Source organism: Streptomyces sp. NPDC051987, assembly GCF_040680735.1.
Classification (GTDB): domain Bacteria; phylum Actinomycetota; class Actinomycetes; order Streptomycetales; family Streptomycetaceae; genus Streptomyces.
The window spans coordinates 1-15894 of the sequence record NZ_JBFAXI010000139.1; the positions used below are offsets into that span (position 1 = coordinate 1).

Annotated in this window: 14 protein-coding genes, 1 tRNA gene and 2 pseudogenes; 12 read left to right on the forward strand and 5 right to left on the reverse strand. The window is 69.5% G+C overall.

Annotation, left to right across the window (positions count from 1 at the left end; genetic code table 11):
* Positions 1 to 94: 94 nt before the first annotated feature.
* Positions 95 to 562, reverse strand: a complete 468-nt coding sequence (locus AB0M11_RS38915) for a GatB/YqeY domain-containing protein (RefSeq protein ID WP_365713257.1) — start codon at positions 560 to 562, stop codon at positions 95 to 97.
* A 127-nt stretch (positions 563 to 689) separates the two neighbouring features.
* Between AB0M11_RS38915 and AB0M11_RS38920 the strand changes: the two genes are divergently transcribed.
* The 3 genes from AB0M11_RS38920 to AB0M11_RS38930 all read left to right on the forward strand — a co-directional run bounded on the left by AB0M11_RS38920 (position 690) and on the right by AB0M11_RS38930 (position 2602).
* On the forward strand, positions 690 to 1616 hold the full coding sequence (locus AB0M11_RS38920) for a metallophosphoesterase (protein WP_365713260.1): 927 nt from the start codon (positions 690 to 692) through the stop codon (positions 1614 to 1616).
* 76 nt (positions 1617 to 1692) lie between these two features.
* A complete protein-coding gene (locus tag AB0M11_RS38925) occupies positions 1693 to 2454 on the forward strand; it encodes a Pr6Pr family membrane protein (protein WP_365713262.1) in 762 nt (253 codons plus the stop codon).
* Positions 2455 to 2528: 74 nt separating this feature from the next.
* A tRNA-Pro gene (locus tag AB0M11_RS38930) sits at positions 2529 to 2602 on the forward strand.
* Between the two features lie 97 nt (positions 2603 to 2699).
* Here AB0M11_RS38930 and AB0M11_RS38935 read toward each other — a convergent pair.
* A pseudogene (locus tag AB0M11_RS38935) lies at positions 2700 to 3152 on the reverse strand (tyrosine-type recombinase/integrase); the annotation flags it as partial.
* 353 nt (positions 3153 to 3505) lie between these two features.
* Between AB0M11_RS38935 and AB0M11_RS38940 the strand changes: the two are divergent.
* The 4 genes from AB0M11_RS38940 to AB0M11_RS38955 all read left to right on the forward strand — a co-directional run bounded on the left by AB0M11_RS38940 (position 3506) and on the right by AB0M11_RS38955 (position 6302).
* Positions 3506 to 4075 (forward strand): DUF6232 family protein, encoded by a 570-nt coding sequence (locus AB0M11_RS38940; protein WP_365713281.1) that lies wholly within the window; start codon positions 3506 to 3508, stop codon positions 4073 to 4075.
* Positions 4072 to 4377 carry a hypothetical protein gene (locus AB0M11_RS38945; RefSeq protein ID WP_365713264.1) on the forward strand — a complete coding sequence of 102 codons (306 nt, stop codon included), beginning with the start codon at positions 4072 to 4074 and terminating at the stop codon, positions 4375 to 4377. The genes AB0M11_RS38940 and AB0M11_RS38945 overlap by 4 nt, the downstream gene beginning before the upstream one ends.
* 125 nt (positions 4378 to 4502) lie before the next feature.
* The gene (locus AB0M11_RS38950) at positions 4503 to 4955 is read left to right on the forward strand and encodes a hypothetical protein (RefSeq protein WP_365713266.1); all 453 of its coding nucleotides are present in this window, start codon (positions 4503 to 4505) and stop codon (positions 4953 to 4955) included.
* A gap of 105 nt (positions 4956 to 5060) precedes the next feature.
* A complete protein-coding gene (locus AB0M11_RS38955) occupies positions 5061 to 6302 on the forward strand; it encodes an IS701 family transposase (RefSeq protein WP_365713283.1) in 1242 nt (413 codons plus the stop codon).
* Positions 6303 to 6777: 475 nt separating this feature from the next.
* Here AB0M11_RS38955 and AB0M11_RS38960 read toward each other — a convergent pair whose 3' ends face one another.
* Positions 6778 to 7446, reverse strand: coding sequence for a TetR/AcrR family transcriptional regulator (locus tag AB0M11_RS38960; protein WP_365713269.1), 669 nt, complete (start codon positions 7444 to 7446; stop codon positions 6778 to 6780).
* 87 nt (positions 7447 to 7533) lie between these two features.
* Here AB0M11_RS38960 and AB0M11_RS38965 point away from each other — a divergent pair, with 87 nt between their 5' ends.
* From AB0M11_RS38965 to AB0M11_RS38985, 5 genes and pseudogenes are all read left to right on the forward strand, one after another.
* Positions 7534 to 8448, forward strand: coding sequence for an alpha/beta fold hydrolase (locus AB0M11_RS38965; RefSeq protein ID WP_365713271.1), 915 nt, complete (start codon positions 7534 to 7536; stop codon positions 8446 to 8448).
* A gap of 67 nt (positions 8449 to 8515) precedes the next feature.
* Positions 8516 to 9737, forward strand: a pseudogene (locus tag AB0M11_RS38970) (IS701 family transposase).
* Positions 9734 to 10321, forward strand: coding sequence for a hypothetical protein (locus tag AB0M11_RS38975; protein WP_365713273.1), 588 nt, complete (start codon positions 9734 to 9736; stop codon positions 10319 to 10321). Before AB0M11_RS38970 ends, AB0M11_RS38975 begins: the two are co-directional and overlap by 4 nt.
* A 77-nt stretch (positions 10322 to 10398) precedes the next feature.
* Positions 10399 to 11175 (forward strand): hypothetical protein, encoded by a 777-nt coding sequence (locus AB0M11_RS38980; RefSeq protein WP_365713274.1) that lies wholly within the window; start codon positions 10399 to 10401, stop codon positions 11173 to 11175.
* 333 nt (positions 11176 to 11508) lie between these two features.
* Positions 11509 to 12342, forward strand: coding sequence for a PIG-L family deacetylase (locus tag AB0M11_RS38985; RefSeq protein ID WP_365713275.1), 834 nt, complete (start codon positions 11509 to 11511; stop codon positions 12340 to 12342).
* Between the two features lie 59 nt (positions 12343 to 12401).
* Here AB0M11_RS38985 and AB0M11_RS38990 read toward each other — a convergent pair whose 3' ends face one another.
* Together AB0M11_RS38990 and mgtA are read right to left on the reverse strand one after the other, a co-directional pair.
* The gene (locus tag AB0M11_RS38990; protein ID WP_365713277.1) at positions 12402 to 12839 is read right to left on the reverse strand and encodes a glutaredoxin domain-containing protein; all 438 of its coding nucleotides are present in this window, start codon (positions 12837 to 12839) and stop codon (positions 12402 to 12404) included.
* Between the two features lie 11 nt (positions 12840 to 12850).
* Positions 12851 to 15502 (reverse strand): magnesium-translocating P-type ATPase, encoded by a 2652-nt coding sequence (gene mgtA, locus AB0M11_RS38995; RefSeq protein WP_365713285.1) that lies wholly within the window; start codon positions 15500 to 15502, stop codon positions 12851 to 12853.
* Positions 15503 to 15894 lie beyond the last annotated feature (392 nt).

Below are 15894 nucleotides of genomic sequence, written 5' to 3' on the forward strand. Positions count from 1 at the left end.
GTACCGCTGTGTCGCCGTACCGCCGCTGTACCGCCGTGCGGCCGTTGCGTCGCCTCAGCCCTGGAGCCGCTGCTTCAGCCCTGGAGCCGCTGCCTCAGCCCTGGAGCCGCTTCTTCACCGCGGCGGCGACGCGCCCGCCCTCGGCCAGGCCGGCCACCTTCGGGTTCACGATCTTCATGACGGCGCCCATCGCCCGCGGCCCCTCGGCACCCGCCGCCCTCGCCTCCTCGACGGCCTCGGCGACGATCCCCTCCAGCTCCTCGTCGCTGAGCTGCTTCGGCAGGTACTCGGCGAGGACCTCGCCCTCCGCCTTCTCCCGCTCGGCGCTCTCGGCGCGGCCGCCCTGGGTGAAGGCCTCGGCCGCCTCCCGGCGCTTCTTCGCTTCCTTGGCGATCACCTTGAGCACCTCATCGTCGGAGAGCTGACGCTTCTCCTTGCCCGCGACCTCTTCGGTGGTGATCGCGGCGAGCGTCATCCGGAGGGTGGCCGAGCGGAGCTCGTCGCGCCCCTTGATGGCGGCGTTGAGGTCGTCCTGCAGCTTCGACTTGAGCGTGGTGGTCATGGCACCGATTGTCGCAGGTGCCCCAGCCGGACCGCCCACCGTTTTACCCGCCCCCCGCACCCGGCCCCCTGTGCCCCGTCGCGGTGGGCGGTCTCGGCCTCCTCCCCGCGTCTGACACGATGGTCGTATGCGCGCTCGTTACGGAGTACCCCTGGGAATCGCGGCGTTCGGCGCCGCCGGAGTGTTGTACGCGGCCGGTGTCGAGGTCCGTTCGTTCCGTCTGCGCCGGGTGACGGTCCCGGTCCTGCCGCCGGGGATGCGCCCGCTGCGGGTTCTCCAGGTCTCCGACATCCACATGGTCGGCGACCAGCGCAAGAAGCAGCGGTGGCTGCAGTCGCTGGCGGGCCTGCGCCCGGACTTCGTGATCAACACGGGCGACAACCTGTCCGACCCGGAGGCCGTCCCCGAGGTGCTGGACGCGCTGGGCCCGCTGATGGAGTTCCCGGGGGCGTACGTCTTCGGTTCCAACGACTACTACGGCCCCAGGCCCCGCAACCCCGCCCGCTACCTGCTGGAGAAGGTGAGCGGCAGGCACGGCTTGAACGGCAACCCGCCGGTCGTCGGCGCGATCCACAACCCGTGGGAGGACCTGCGGGACGGCTTCGACGGCGCGGGGTGGCTGAACCTGACGAACACCAGGGGCGTCCTGAAGATCGAGGGCGTGTCGGTGGAGCTGACGGGCCTGGACGACCCGCACATCAAGCGGGACCGCTACCCGCAGGTGGCGGGCGGCCCGTCCGGTACGGCGGACTTCTCGATGGGCGTCGTGCACGCCCCGTACCTGCGGGTCCTGGACTCCTTCACGGCCGACGGCTACCCCCTGGTGCTGGCTGGCCACACCCACGGCGGCCAGATCTGCGTCCCCTTCTACGGCGCCCTGGTCACCAACTGCGACCTGGACACGGACCGGGTGAAGGGCCTCTCCCGGCACATGGCGGAGGGCCGTACGTCCTACCTCCACGTCTCGGCCGGCTGCGGCACCAACCGCTACACCCCGGTCCGCTTCGCGTGCCCGCCCGAGGCGACGCTGCTGACGCTGGTGGGCCGGGACTAGACGACACGCGCCCCGGGAGTAACCCACCCGGCGCACCCGGCATGCCGTACATGCCCTCTTTTCCTACTTTGAGGGCATGACGACTCCCCCGATACCCCGGGACATACCCGACCTCCCCGCCGTCCCGGGCACGCCCGTGCTGATGCCCGGGTACGTCCCGGCGACGGCGGTGGTCGCCCCCGTCCGTCGCCCCGTGACCGCGGTGTTCCGTCTCCTGACGGCCGTGCTGGCGTCCGCGGGCGTGGCCCTGGAGCTGCTGCTGGGCAGCCCGGACCGGATCATGAGCTACTTCGGAGTCCAGGCGGCGGTGATCCTGGCCCTGGTCAGCCTCGCGTCGGCCCGCAGGGCCTGGCAGGCGGGCCGTCCCGTCCCGTCGGCCCTGACAGGTGCGGCGCTGCTCTACGCGGTGATCTCGTCCCTCGTCTACCACCTGCTCCTGGGCCACACGACCCCGCCGTTCTCGATGACGGGCGCGGCGCACCCGCCGCTCACCTGGCACGGCCAGTGGCTGGCGCTGCAGCTCCTCTACACGGCGGCTCCCGCGGCGGCGCTCCTGGACTGGCTGCTGCTCACGCCGCCGGGCCGCCTGCACTTCCGCCAGACGGCGGCGTGGATGCTGTACCCCCTGGCCTTCCTGGCGTTCTACCTCACCCGAGCCGAGCTGCTCGTGCCCGGAACGCCGGGCCGCTACCTCTACCCCTTCCTCGACGCCGAGCAGCACAGCTACCGCGCCACCCTCGCCAACGCCCTCCTCGTGGGGCTCGCCGGCTACACCCTGGCGGTCCTCCTGGTAGCCCTGGACCACATCCGCCCGAACCCCGTCGGCCGCCGCCCCTAAACCGGATTTCGTCTCCAGCCACCAGTGGGCTAAAGTAAACGACGTCGCCGCGACAAGCACCACAGCAGCGACGCCGGGGTGTAGCGCAGCTTGGCAGCGCGCTTCGTTCGGGACGAAGAGGTCGTGGGTTCAAATCCCGCCACCCCGACAGCCGAAACAGCAGATCAGCCACCTACTCACGTGAGTAGGTGGCTGACTTGTTTGGGGCTGCGTGTCTATCTGCGTGACTGTCGATTCCCGAGTGTCTACGACCGCTGCGGGTCAGCGCCGAAGATCCCGTCCATGACCACCGCGCCAGTCTGGATCACGGGCCGGATCTGCTTGCGATACACCTCCTCGGTCACGGCCGTACCCGAATGGCCGACAAGCCGGGAGATCTCCTCCAGCGGGACGCCCCGGTCGGAGAGCAGCGACACGAAGCTGTGCCGGAGCTCCCGGGGCGTCCACTCGTCGGCGTTGATCCCGTCGACGTCCTTGAGCGCCTGGCGGAAGGCGCGGCGAACGTTGGCAGCGTCGAGCGGCTTGCCGACGGCCGAGGAGAAGACAAGCCCGTGTTCCTCCCACGTGTCCTCAGCGGCGAGCCGGTCCCAGCCCTGATCTTCGAACTGCTGCCAGAGAGCTTCGACGCAGCGCGCCGGCAGGGCGAGGGTGCGCCGGGACTTCCGGGTCTTGGTGTCCCCGCTCCGCCGAACCGAGCGCGAGCTTGCTGAGCCCCTTTCCTCATGTCCCTGCCGAGCTGCGCAAGTCGCTCAACGTGCTTGCGCCGACAGTCGGCCGCTACCTGATCGAGTGGGGCGAGGGGCTGGCAGTCACGAGGCGGCGGGTAACGGCCATTACGCCGCCCACTGGTCTCGTGGACCACGGCCTTGCAACACCTCCGCCCTCAAGGAACCAGGGGGGCGCGCAAGCGGAATCGTGCGCCGTGCAACAAGCGGAGAAGTCCAATCGTGCGCTCACACGCCCCCCCGCCTGAAAGGAAATCCCAACGCGACGATTGCTAATGCCTTCGATCCCTGAGAATATTCAGCTATACCTCCTTCTTGATCATTTTATGGTACACAGAGGGCGCGGGGGCAAGTTGAGCCGCAACGTCAACATTAAAGTCAGTCGGAGAATCCTATCAGTCGACGATAGCTCTTTCCCGATGCACAACATTTCAAGCACCCAGATAGTTGAGTACGGATTCAACTTCCCCCAAGTCCTAGGGGCTGGCCTCTCTGCCATAGCTGTCCGGGTAGCGCTTGGTATGGCAAGTGATTCACAAACGGCCGCACTGTCAGGCGCCCCAGCGGACTTCGCGAGAGAACATGCAAGCGACCTGAATCTCCCGATAGCGATCGCCACCATTGCCGTAGTGATCCTGTTACCTATAGGGATCTGTCAGGCTGCCAGGCGCCTGTACGTCAAATACACAGTGAGAATCCTTGTGGTAAGCGCCGGGCTATCTGGCGTTGCGATCGCGTCCAAGAATCTCACGCAACTCCGCAAGATCGCCATGGAAATCACATCGGCGATCGACAACCCACTAGCGGAATTCCAAATCTCCATTGAGAAGTTTCACCTCGGGGACAACATCAGCGTCAACGGTCCAAACGGCACAGCGATCAGGGTGATGAAGTGAGCGACAAGGTGCACGTCGGCGACAATTTCAAGATCACGGGAGACAATGCAATCGGCAAGATCGAGAACAATAGTCAGTCCGGTTCAGAATTACAGGACCTGATCCGCGCAGCACGATATCTGCGAGATCACGTTTCGACTGCGGAACGCCAAGCGATCGATGACTCGCTGGATGAAATAGGTCAGAGCGGGTTGGGCCCGAGCACTCTGAGCAGGCTTCGCCGAATCGCAATCGCAGCAGGAGAAGTGGGAGTACCGCTACTCACTTCCGTTAGCCTTGCCATGCAGATGCTCGGAAGATGACAACGGACCTCAGCAGGGATTTCTCTGCGATCGCAGATTTGACGTGCAGGCCATGGCCCATCTCTAGTACTCCAGCCGTAGATCGTGATCACGGAGCGGAGGCTGCTCGTCGGTAGTCTGCCTACGTGGCTGAGACCTGGGACGAAGTGCAGCTGATCGCGGACGGCTTTGAGCGTGTGTACGTCGAGTTGGAGTGGTACGACGGCCCCCGCTTCGGCCTCGCTGACGTAGACGGCAAGCCCCACTACTTTCAGAACGACGACTACGACCACGCCGACGAAGCCAACGAGTACCGTGTTTGGCCCGCCGACGAGGCCGCGGTGGAGCTGGAGCGCGAGCAATGGGCGATCTTCGCCCGGTGGAACCAGCGCTATGAGGCCGGGACGGTCACCTCTGAGAGCCATCCGGGTCACGGGGGAATCGATGCCCGCTACGACGAACTGACACTGCTACTGGCCCCGCACCGCCAGGCACCGGACGACGCGCGTCGGCTTGTGGGCGAACTGCGGCTCGACGCGGGTGCTCGCTACCGGGTCGAGGGGCTCAACTACTGGTTCCGATGGCGTCCAAGCAGGTGAGGCCGCCGATGATCATTAGGTGTTGTGTGGACATCCAATGATCACGCGGCAGCCTCGGGCGCCAGCGTAGTACCCGCCCGATGGCAGGAAGCGTTCGAGGGTCTGATGAGGCGGATAGCAGGCCGGTTCGCCAGGGTTGAACCACGCCGCCGGGTAGGGCGGTTGGTACTCGGGCTCCTGTCGGACCTGCCGCGCAAGAACTGCTGGACCCTGGCCGAACACGCAGGCGACGCCAGCCCGGACGGCATGCAGCACCTGCTGCACCGCGCGAAGTGGGACGCCGATGCGGTCCGTGACGACCTGCGCTCCTACGTGGTCGAGCACCTGCGCGACGACGAGGCCGTGCTCGTGGTCGACGAGACCGGTGACCTGAAGAAGGGCACCGCAACAGTGGGCGTTCAGCGCCAGTACACCGGCACCGCTGGACGGATCGAGAACGCCCAGGTCGCCGTCTACCTGGTCTACTCAGCCGAACACGGTCACGCCGCGATCGACCGGGCCCTTTACGTGCCGCGCTCGTGGACCGATGACCCGGACCGCTGCCGGGCCGCCGGCATTCCCGACGACCTCTCCTTCGCGACCAAACCCCAGCTCGCCGCCAGAATGATCCTGCGGGCGTTGGACGCGGGGACGCCTGCCCAGTGGGTCGCGGGCGACGAGGTCTACGGCGACAACCCGCATCTTCGGTCCGCCCTGGAAGCCCGTCCGATCAGTTACGTCCTGGCCGTCTCCAGCACCCATCAAGTCGCCACACGCGCAGGCAAGTTCCAGGCAAGAGCACTGGTTCCGCGGATCCCCCGGCGGGCTTGGCAGGGGCTGTCGGCCGGAGCCGGCGCGAAAGGCGAGCGGTACTACGACTGGGCCCAGCTCGACATCACCGGACCGGACGGACGACCCGGCCACTGGTGGCTGCTGATCCGCCGCAATCGCCGAAGCGGCGAACTCGCCTTCTACCGCTGCTTCTCCCCCTATCCGGTGCCACTGTCCGAGTTGGTGCGGGTGGCTGGGCGGCGCTGGACGGTGGAGGAGATCTTCCAGGCCAGCAAGGGCCTGGCCGGCCTGGACGAGCACCAGGTTCGTCGCTGGACCTCCTGGCACCGCTGGGTCACCCTCGCCATGCTCGCCCACGCTTTCCTGGCCGTCACCGCAGCCGCCGAACGCCGCGACCAGCCTGCGCCAGCCGACCTGATCCCTCTGACTGGTAGCGAGATCCAGCACCTGTTCGCCGCGCTGATCAACACGGTCCACGATCTTGCGCATCGACTCCGCTGGTCGCAGTGGCGACGCCGGCATCAAGCCCGCGCCCGCGCCTCCCACTACCGACGGCAAGCGGCCTCCCAACCATAAAGATCACGATCTACGGCTGGAGTACTAGGACGTCCCACCGTCGTTGAGCAGTCCAAACGCATCAGCTCAGGGGGCCAAACAGGGGGCCAAACGAGACAGCCTCATGTACACCCTTCTGGATCGTAATGGACAACGCCAGAGCGAAAATGAGCAGGCCACTGGCCTGAGGGGCAGTCCACGTGCCACCTGATCGCGTTCGGGACGTGGGTTCAAATCCCGCCACCCCGACAGCCGAAACAGCAGATCAGCCACCTACTCACGTGAGTAGGTGGCTGACTTGTTTTGGGCTGGGAGATACTCCAGTCGTAGATCATGATCTTGCCGGTCTGGGCAGGTGCGGAGGCGGCTATGGCGCCAGGTCCTGGGCGAAGTTGAGCGAGGTCCGGTTTCCGCCGATCTCCTGCTTTGATGTGAGCCAGGGCGGTCGGGGTGCCGGTGTTCGGGTCCTCGGTCGTGCGATGAGGCTGCGGTGGAGTCAGCCCAGCACACCGGTGAGGGCGCGGGTGAGTACGGTGGCGAACCGGTCGTGGGAGGTGTGTTCGGGCTGGGTGGCGGCGAGCATTGCGGCGATGCGGGGGTGGGTGCCGGTGGTGGCCGTGTGACGCAGGTAGGAGGACTGGCGCTGGGCACCGGGGTCCGATGCAGCCAGTTCGTTCTGGACGAACAGCGAGGTCAGCGCGTTCAGTACGGCGAATGCCTCGAGTTTGTGGGCGGGCTCGGCCGGATGGTCGGCGAGTACGTCGAATAGGTGTTCAAGCAGGTCGATCCCGTGCGGGCCGAGGGTCGGACGCGTGACGACCAGGATCGGCAGCCAGGGGTGGCGTCGCATGATCCGTCGGGCCTGGTGAGCGATTTCCAGAAGGTCCGCCTGCCAGTCGCCGGTTGGAGCAGGCAGGTGGTATTCGCCAGCGGTGCTGTCGATCATCAGGTCGAGCAGGTCGTCACGGTTGGCCACATAGCGGTAGAGCGAGGCGGCACCGGTGCCAAGGGTCGCGGCGAGGCGGCGCATGGAGACGGCATCCAAGCCCTCCCGGTCGGCCAGTTCCACTGCGGCGGCGGTGATTTCGGCGCGGCTGCGCTCGGCCGGGCGTCCGACCGGTGCCTGTTCCGGCCGCAGCCAGATCACTGGTTCTTGCTGTCCCACCACTGTCACCTCCCGCGTTGCCGCCACTCTACATTTCCGAGTACGGTGTTCGCGAACGGCGTTTGCAATCGATTGGAGAGAGTTGCAATGCCGCGCTTCGCGCACAACGACGAAATCCAGCTCGCCTACGAAGACCTCGGCGGGGCGGGCGGCGACCCCCTGCTGCTAGTGATGGGACTGGGAACCTCGCGATTCTGGTGGCCGGACGGACTGGTGGAGGAACTGGTCCACCGCGGCTTCCACGTCGTGGCCTACGACCACCGCGACGCCGGCCAATCCGCGCACCTGCCCGACCGGCGTGAGGGCCCACCGGTCGCAGCCCTACTGCGCCACGCGCCCCCGGCCTACAGCGCCGAGGACCTGACCGACGATGCGGTCGCCGTTCTCAACGCACTCGGCTGGGAGCGCGCCCACCTTTTCGGCCACTCCATGGGCGGGCTCGTAGCGCAGCGCATCGCGATCCGCCATCCACGACGCGTGCACACCCTCACCACATCCTCGGCCGTGCCCAGCGACGTGAAGGGACTGAGTGTCCTGCGCTACCTGCGCTTGGCACCCCTGGCCCGTTTCGCCAGGTTGCATTACCCCGAGACCCCACAGGGCAACCTGTCCCTGGCCCTGGCCGTCGCCCGCATCCTGGCCGCATCCGGCCAGCACATCGACGAGTACGACGTGCGTGAGTTCGTGAACAAAGAAGCCGCGCACCGGGTCGCCAGCTTCCGCAACCAGAAAGCACAGAGCCGCCAGATCGGTGCGAAGTGGCACGGCGGCCTACTCGCCCGGATCACCGCACCGACCCTGGTGCTGCACGGATTGGGAGACCCACTGCTGCGCGTGTCTGCCGCACGCGACATCGCCGCTGCCGTCCCCGGCGCCCGCCTGCGCACCCTGCCAGGCGTCGGGCACTTCCTCGTCGGCGACATCTGGGCCACTTACGCCGACGAACTGCGTGCGCTCGCCGACCACGTCCACGACCAGCCACCCACCCTCTGTGAAGACTGAAGATCACGCGGCGGCCGCGGGTCACGGAGTAGACCCTGCCCGCTGGCAGGAAGCGTTCGAGGTCCTGATGTTCCGGATAGCAGGCCGGTTCGCGCGGGTCGAACCGCGCCGCCGGGTGCGGGACTTGGTACTGGGGCTGCTGTCGGACCTGCCGCGCAAGAACTGCTGGAGCATCGCGGAGTGGGCCGGGGAGACCAGTCCGGGCGGCATGCAGCACCTGCTCGGCCGGGCCAGGTGGGATGCCGACGCCGTGCGCGACGACGTGCGCGAGTACGTGCTGGACCATCTGCACGACGGGGACGCGGTGCTGGTCGTCGACGAGACCGGGGACGTGAAGAAAGGCACGCACACCGTCGGTGTCCAGCGCCAGTACACCGGCACCGCCGGGAGGATCGAAAACGCCCAGGTCGCCGTCTACCTCGTCTACGCAGGCCGCCGCGGACACGCGGCGGTGGACCGTGAGCTGTACATCCCACGCTCGTGGACCACCAACCCCGACCGCTGGCGAGCCGCCGGACTGGACGAGGAAACCGTCTTCGCCACCAAGCCGGAATTAGCCGCCCGCATGATCAACCGGTTCCTCGACGCCGGACACGGCGTGGGCTGGGTCGCAGGCGACGAGGTCTACGGCGGCAACCCGAAGCTACGGGCCGCGCTGGAGAAGCGCCAAGTCGGCTATGTCCTCGCCGCCGCCTGCTCCCACGAAGTCACCACCGGTGCCGACAAGTTCCGCGCGGATACCCTGGCCGCGAAAGTACCGAAGCGGGCCTGGCAGAAGCTGTCGGCCGGGGCTGGAGCCAAGGGGCACCGCTTCTATGACTGGGCCGTCATCGGCTTGGCCGAATCCCGGCCCGGCAGTCATCAGCTGTTGATCCGCCGCAACCGCCTACTACCGCTGCTGGTCACCCGCCCCGGTGCCCCTGGCCACCTTGGTCCGCGTCGCCGGGTCGAGATGGCGGGTAGCGGAGACATTCCAGGCCGGAAAGGGTCTCGCGGGACTGGATGAGCACCAGGTCCGCCGCTTCACCTCATGGTCCCGCTGGGTCACCCTGGCCATGCTCGCCCACGCCTTCCTCGCGGTCGTCCGCGCTGACGAACACGCCAGCCGACCCCCTCCGGACGGACTGATCCCGCTCACCTGCAACGAGATCCAACGACTCTTCACCGCGTTCGTCGTCCGGCCCATCCGCGATGCGACCCACCGGCTCGCCTGGTCCGCCTGGCGACGCCGCCACCAAGCCCGAGCGCAGGCCAGCCACTACCGCCGACAAGACGCGAATCGGACGTGAAGACCACGATCTACGGCTGGAGTAGAGATCACCAACTGGCGGAGGGGACGCGGCACATGGGGCTCCTGGTCGAATACAGCTGCAAGGCCACACCGGGCCGTCGCGTGGTGGAGGTGTACGACGCCGACGCCTACCTGGGTGACGGCGAGGCCATGGCCGCTGCCCGCAGGCAGGTGGTGGCCGGCAACGGCTACCGCCTGTACATCCTCAGTCTGCAACCGGCCATCGACGTCGAGGTCACCATCCGTGTCTGGGAGACCCCGCCGGCCCCGCCCGTCGACGCCGAAGGCCAGGTCCCCGTGAGTATCGAGTCCGAGACCGGCATTCTCGTGGTCAACCAGCTCGAATACGGACCGGCAGGAGAGATGGCCCTGCCTCGCCCCGGTGTCTACGAGGGGTACACCTGGTGGGAGGGCCGCCGGGCGACCGGCGACCACTACGAGAGAAGCCTCGACCACCCCACGGACGACACCTTCGAGGACCACCTCGCCCACGCGTGGAACACCTGCCCCGTCACCGAACGCTACGTCCTGGACCTCGCCTACGTCCGCGAACCCGAACTCGTTGACGAGGACGACCTCTGACATCCGTACGCGCCGGAGTGACGGCAGCGCCACAAGGCCTGCCGCGATGCCTGTGGACGCTGGCATGATGCACGCGCATGGGGACCAGGGACCGCAGTGACGAGGCGTACGTGGTCGGCTTGTGCAACCAGGTGCTCGGCGAGACCGCGCTCACCCAGCACAGGTTCGACTGGCTGCAGGGCGATCCCGGGACGGGCGGCCGACGTGCCAGACTCCCGGTCGACGCCTACTGGCCCGGCCACCGACTCGTGGTCGAGTACCGGGAACACCAGCACGACCGGCCCGTTCCCCACTTCGACAAGCCCGACAGGCTCACCGTCAGCGGCGTCCACCGGGGCGAGCAGCGGGCGCTGTACGACGCCCGCCGCGAAACGGAGATTCCCGCGCACGGCCTGCGGCTGATCGTGATCCGGCCGGCCGACCTCGATGCGGACGGCCGAGGACGACTGCGCCGCAACCAGGAGGCGGACCTGGCTGCGCTGAGGAGGATCCTGGCGCGCCGCAGCGACGAGGACCGGGTCACCGACGCCTTCCGAACGTGGCTTCTTGCCCAGGGCTGGACGCCGGTTGATTCCACGGACCGTTGGACCGATCTCGAAGCCGTGCGTGGCGATGAGCGGCTGATCTGCGAAGCCAAGGGCCGCACCAGTGAGAGAGGAATCGACGCCGACATCGCCTACGGGCAGTTGCTGCGGCGGATGACGAGCCAGGAACCCTTGACGCGGTACGCGCTGGTGGTGCCGTCCTCGTCCGTGCAGGCCGTCGAGCGTGTTCCCGCGCATGTTCGCGGGCTGTTGCGGATCGACGTGTACGAGGTGACGGACGACGACGTGGTACGCCGGCTGCCGGCCTAGCGGGGTTCCTGTCCCGGACGACTGGCCCCGGTGCAAAGGCGGGTGAGCCGCAGGACAGTCCGTTCGGTCAGCTCGCCGTGCTGAGGCCGGCGGGCGACGCGGCGGGGGCGGCGAGGTCGGGTGGCCGGCCGTAGGTGCAGGGGGACCGCGCCAGGGGCGGGGCGGGAACACTCGGTCCGTCCGGTGCGGTTGCATGGGCGGGGAGCCGGCACCGGGCGGGTGGGGAGCACGGAGACCGCGAGGTCGTTCGACCTGTCGGGATCCGGGCCCCGGAAGCGCGGTACGTCCCCAGCACACTCGCAGCACGACGCATGTCTCCAGGAGGACTGTTCCATGACCGACCGGCCCTTGACGCTGATGGCGGTTCACGCGCACCCCGACGACGAGGCGACCGGGACCGGAGGGGTGCTCGCGCGGTACGCGGCGGAAGGCATCCGCACGGTTCTCGTGACGTGTACCGACGGCGGTTGCGGTGACGGACCGGGGGGCGTCAAGCCGGGCGATCCCGGGCACGATCCGGCAGCGGTCGCCCGGCTGCGCCGCCAGGAACTCGAGGCGAGCTGCGAGGTCCTGAAGATCAGCGATCTGGAGATGCTGGGCTACGCCGACTCCGGGATGATGGGCTGGCCCGGCAACGACGCCCCCGGATCCTTCTGGCGGACCCCCGTGGAGGAAGGCGCCGCCCGGCTCGCGGAGCTCATGCGGCACTACCGGCCTGATGTGGTCGTCACCTACGACGAGAACGGCTTCTATGGCCACCCCGACCACATCCAGGCCCATCGCATCACGATGGCGGCGCTGGAGATGGCCGGGCCGGCACCGAAGGTGTACTGGACCACGGCGCCCCGCTCGATGATGCGGCGGTTCGGCGAGGCCATGCGCGAGTTCCACCCCGACATGCCGGAGCCGGATCCCGCCGAGGCCGCCGCGATGGCCGAGATCGGCCTCCCCGACGATGAGATCACCACCTGGGTGGACACCACCGCGTTCAGCGGCCAGAAGTTCGACGCCCTGGCCGCGCACGCCAGCCAGGGCGAGAACATCTTCTTCCTCAGGATGGGCAAGGAGCGGTTCGGCGAACTGATGGGCGTGGAGACCTTCCTGCGGGTCCAGGACGCCACCGGCGCTGCCATACCCGAGAACGATCTCTTCGCCGGACTGCGCTGATCCGTCCGCCCGGCCGGGAGAACCGTGTCGCCGGGGCACGCCGGTGACGTGGCCCTGGCTCACGCAGGGGGCGAGAGCTGTTCGCGCAGCCAGGCGGGGTCGGGGTTGGTGTGCGGCCGGCCGGCGACGAAGACGGTCGGCACGGTTTCGTTGCCGTCGTTCGCCGCCCTGACCGCCGCCGCTCCGGCGGGGTCACGCCAGATGTCGACCCAGTACAGCCGGCGGGCACGGCGGCCCAACCGGACGCGCAGTCGCATGCAGTACGTGCAGCCCGGCCGCCAGAAGACGATCGGCCGGCCGTCGACCGCGCTGCGGCGCTGCGCCTCCAGGGCGTCGATCGACCTCGGGAAGATCAGGGGCGAGTTCACGCCTGCCAGCAGCAGGAACACCAGCAGCAGTGTGGTGGCCGTGGCGGGCTCGCCCCTGAGGAGCAGATCGGTCGCGGCGGCCGCACCGCAGAGCGCGAACAGCGAGGGCAGGATCCAAGCGCGTGTCATGGTGACGCACGCTAGCGGTACCCGCTGAACGCCTTCTCCGGTGGCCGGGACCGATTCTCCGGTGGCCGGGACCGACGCGCTCGCCGCTCGTACCGCAGCCGGGCGGTCAGGAGTCCGGCGGCGTAGAGCACGAGAACGGCGGCGAGCAGCGGGTAGGAGACCGCCGGGAGGGCGGTCAGGCCGAGGGGCGGCCCGAGCGGGGACGGCGGCAGCAGCAGTCCGATCACGGCCAGGGCCGCCGCCGCGCAGGCGACCGGTCCGGGTCCGCGCCGCCCGGCACCGGCCCGTCCCGGTCGCAGCAGCAGCATGACCAGGGCCTGGCTGAGCAGGTTCTCGGTGAACCAGCCGGAGTGGAACACCGACGGGTCCACCGCGGTGCCCGGCCCGTGCGGGGCGCGCGCGAGGACAGCGAAGGTGGCCAGGTCGGCGGCCGCGTTGAGCGCCCCGAAACCGGTGATGAAGCGGAGCAGCGCGCGGGGGTCGAGCACGGTCGGCCGGCGCGGCGCCGGGGAGCGCGGACGGTCGTAGGCGAAGGCGAGCTGGGCCGCGTCGAAGCACAGGTTCTGGGTGAGGACCTGGGCCGGGAGCATCGGCAGGAACGGCAGGAGCAGGCCCGCGCCGAGCATGGCGATGACGTTGCCGAGGTTGGAGGACAGGGTGACCCGCAGATAGGTGGCGATGTCGACGCTCGCGCGCCGGCCCGCGGTGACCGCGCGGGCGACCGCGGTGAGATCCTTCTCGGCGAGCACCACGTCGGCGGTCTCGCGGGCCACGTCGGCGGCCCCGCGCGGGGCGATGCCGACGTCGGCGGTGCGCAGGGCCGGCAGGTCGTTGACGCCGTCCCCGAGGAAGCCGACGGTGTGCCCGTCGGCTCGCAGGGCACGGATGATCCGGGCCTTGTGGTCGGGGGTGCAGCGGGCGAAGACGGTCGTACGGCGGGCCAGCGCGGCGAGTTCGGCGTCGGTGAGGCCGTCGACGCGGGCGGCGGTGAGCACCTGGTCCCCGGTGACGGGCACGCCCAGGTCGCGGCAGGCGCGGGCGGCGGTGCCGGGGTGGTCGCCGGTGAGGATCTTGACGGTGACGCCGTGGCCGGCGAAGACGCCCAGCGCCTCGGCGGCGGTGGGCGCGAGGGCGTCCCGCAGGGTGACCAGGCCGCGGAAGTCGAGGCCGCGTTCGTCGGCCGGGGTGTAGTCGCGGGTGCGGGCCGGGCGCGCGGCGGTGGCGACCGCGAGCACCCGCAGGCCGTCGTCGGCCTGGCGCGCGGCGAGGGCGCGCAGCCGGATCCGCTCGGCGTCGTCGAGCACGCAGCGTTCGAGTACGGCGTCGACGTCGCCCTTGACGACCAGGGTGTGGGTGCCGAGCCGGCCCGGGGTCCGTACGACAGCGGTGGCGATCCGGCGCAGCGGGTCGAAGGGCACGGCCGCCGTTCCGTCGTACGCCATGAGGTCGTCCTCGTCGGCGGTGTCCAGGAGCGCTTCGTCGAGGGCGTCGGGGGCGGGCAGGTCGGCGAGTTGCAGCGTCCACCAGGCGTTGACGGCGGCCCAGTCGAGTACGGCGGGGTCGTCCCGGCCGTCCGGGCCGAGGGCGCGGTCGACGACCGGGCGGTCCTGGGTGAGGGTGCCGGTCTTGTCCAGGCACAGCACGTCCATCGCGCCGATGTCGTGCAGCGCCGGCAGCCGCTTGACGATCACCCCGTGGGCGCGGGCGAGCAGCGCGGCGCCGCGGGCCAGGCAGGTGGTGACGAGGACCGGCAGCATCTCCGGGGTCAGCCCGACCGCCACGGCGACCGCGAACGGCAGGGTCTCCAGGCCGCGGTCGCGCAGGGCCGCGTTGGCCATGAGGACCAGGGGCGGGGTGAGCAGCATGAACCGGATCAGGATCCAGGCGATGCCGTGCACGGAACTGTCGAACGCGCTCGCCTCGTGCCGTACGGCCGCGGACCGCGCGCCGGCGAAACGGGTGCGCGGGCCGGTCTCGGTGACCACCGCCGTGGCGCTGCCCGAGGCGACGCTGCTGCCCTGGAAGCAGAGCTGCGGCTGTTCGAACACCCCGGCCCCCGGCCCGGTCGTGCCGGGCGGATCGCCGGCGTGCTTGCCGACCGGCGCGGACTCGCCCGTCAGCGCCGCCTGGTGCACCGTCAGGCCACCGGCCCGCAGCAGCCGTACGTCCGCGGGGACCAGATCGCCCGGACCGAGGCGGACGATGTCGCCGGGGACCAGCTCGGCCACCGGGACCTCGCGGTAGGCCGGTTCGGCGTCCGGGTCGTCCCGCCGCCGCAGCACGGACGCCGTGGTGGCGACCAGTTCACGCAACCCGGTCATGGACCGGTCCGCCCGGTGCTCACCGGTGGCCCGCAACGCGCAGCTCACCACGACCAGCAGCAGGATCACGGACGCGGTCCCCCACGCGAAGACCACCGCCGAGACCAGGCCGAGGCAGGCCAGCACGGCGGTGAAGGGATCCCGCAGGCTGCGGACGAACAACCGTGCCCAGGAGGGCCGGTGAGTGTCCGGGACGGTGTTCTCGCCGAACCGGAGCAGCCGCTCCTCTGCCTGCCCCTCGCTCAGTCCACGCGGACCGCTGTCCAGGGCCCGCAGCACAGCGAGAAGCGTCGGTACGCCGCCATTACCGGTCCCGGAGGAGGCCCCTGGGACCGGGACCAGGCCCGAGACGGGTTCCGGGTCCGAGACGGGACCGGGGTCCGGGACCACGCAGCCGGCCGCGGGCAGGGCCTCGGGGCCGGGTGTCTCCAGGCCGGGTGTCTCCAGGCCGGGTGTCTCCGGGCCGGGTGCCGTGGGACCGGGAGTCCCGGAACCGGCAGCCGTAGGACCGGGAGTCCGGGAACTGGCGGTCTCGGGGCCCGGAGTGCCGGGACCGGCGGCCGTAGGACCGGGAGTCCGGGAACTGGCGGTCTCGGGGCCCGGAGTGCCGGGACCGGCGGCCGTGGGACCGGGAGTCCCGGAACTGGCGGTCTCGGGGCCCGGAGTGCCGGGACCGGCGGCCGTGGGACCGGGAGTCCCGGAACTGGCGGTCTCGGGGCCGGGAGTGCCGGGAC

Bases quoted from the DNA above. Each gene is read 5' to 3' on its own strand.
- AB0M11_RS38915 (WP_365713257.1), bottom strand. From the start codon at position 562: ATGACCACCACGCTCAAGTCGAAGCTGCAGGACGACCTCAACGCCGCC.
- AB0M11_RS38920 (WP_365713260.1), top strand. From the start codon at position 690: ATGCGCGCTCGTTACGGAGTACCCCTGGGAATCGCGGCGTTCGGCGCC.
- AB0M11_RS38925 (WP_365713262.1), top strand. From the start codon at position 1,693: ATGACGACTCCCCCGATACCCCGGGACATACCCGACCTCCCCGCCGTC.
- AB0M11_RS38940 (WP_365713281.1), top strand. From the start codon at position 3,506: ATGGTACACAGAGGGCGCGGGGGCAAGTTGAGCCGCAACGTCAACATT.
- AB0M11_RS38955 (WP_365713283.1), top strand. From the start codon at position 5,061: ATGAGGCGGATAGCAGGCCGGTTCGCCAGGGTTGAACCACGCCGCCGG.
- AB0M11_RS38965 (WP_365713271.1), top strand. From the start codon at position 7,534: ATGCCGCGCTTCGCGCACAACGACGAAATCCAGCTCGCCTACGAAGAC.
- AB0M11_RS38980 (WP_365713274.1), top strand. From the start codon at position 10,399: ATGGGGACCAGGGACCGCAGTGACGAGGCGTACGTGGTCGGCTTGTGC.
- AB0M11_RS38985 (WP_365713275.1), top strand. From the start codon at position 11,509: ATGACCGACCGGCCCTTGACGCTGATGGCGGTTCACGCGCACCCCGAC.
- AB0M11_RS38990 (WP_365713277.1), bottom strand. From the start codon at position 12,839: ATGACACGCGCTTGGATCCTGCCCTCGCTGTTCGCGCTCTGCGGTGCG.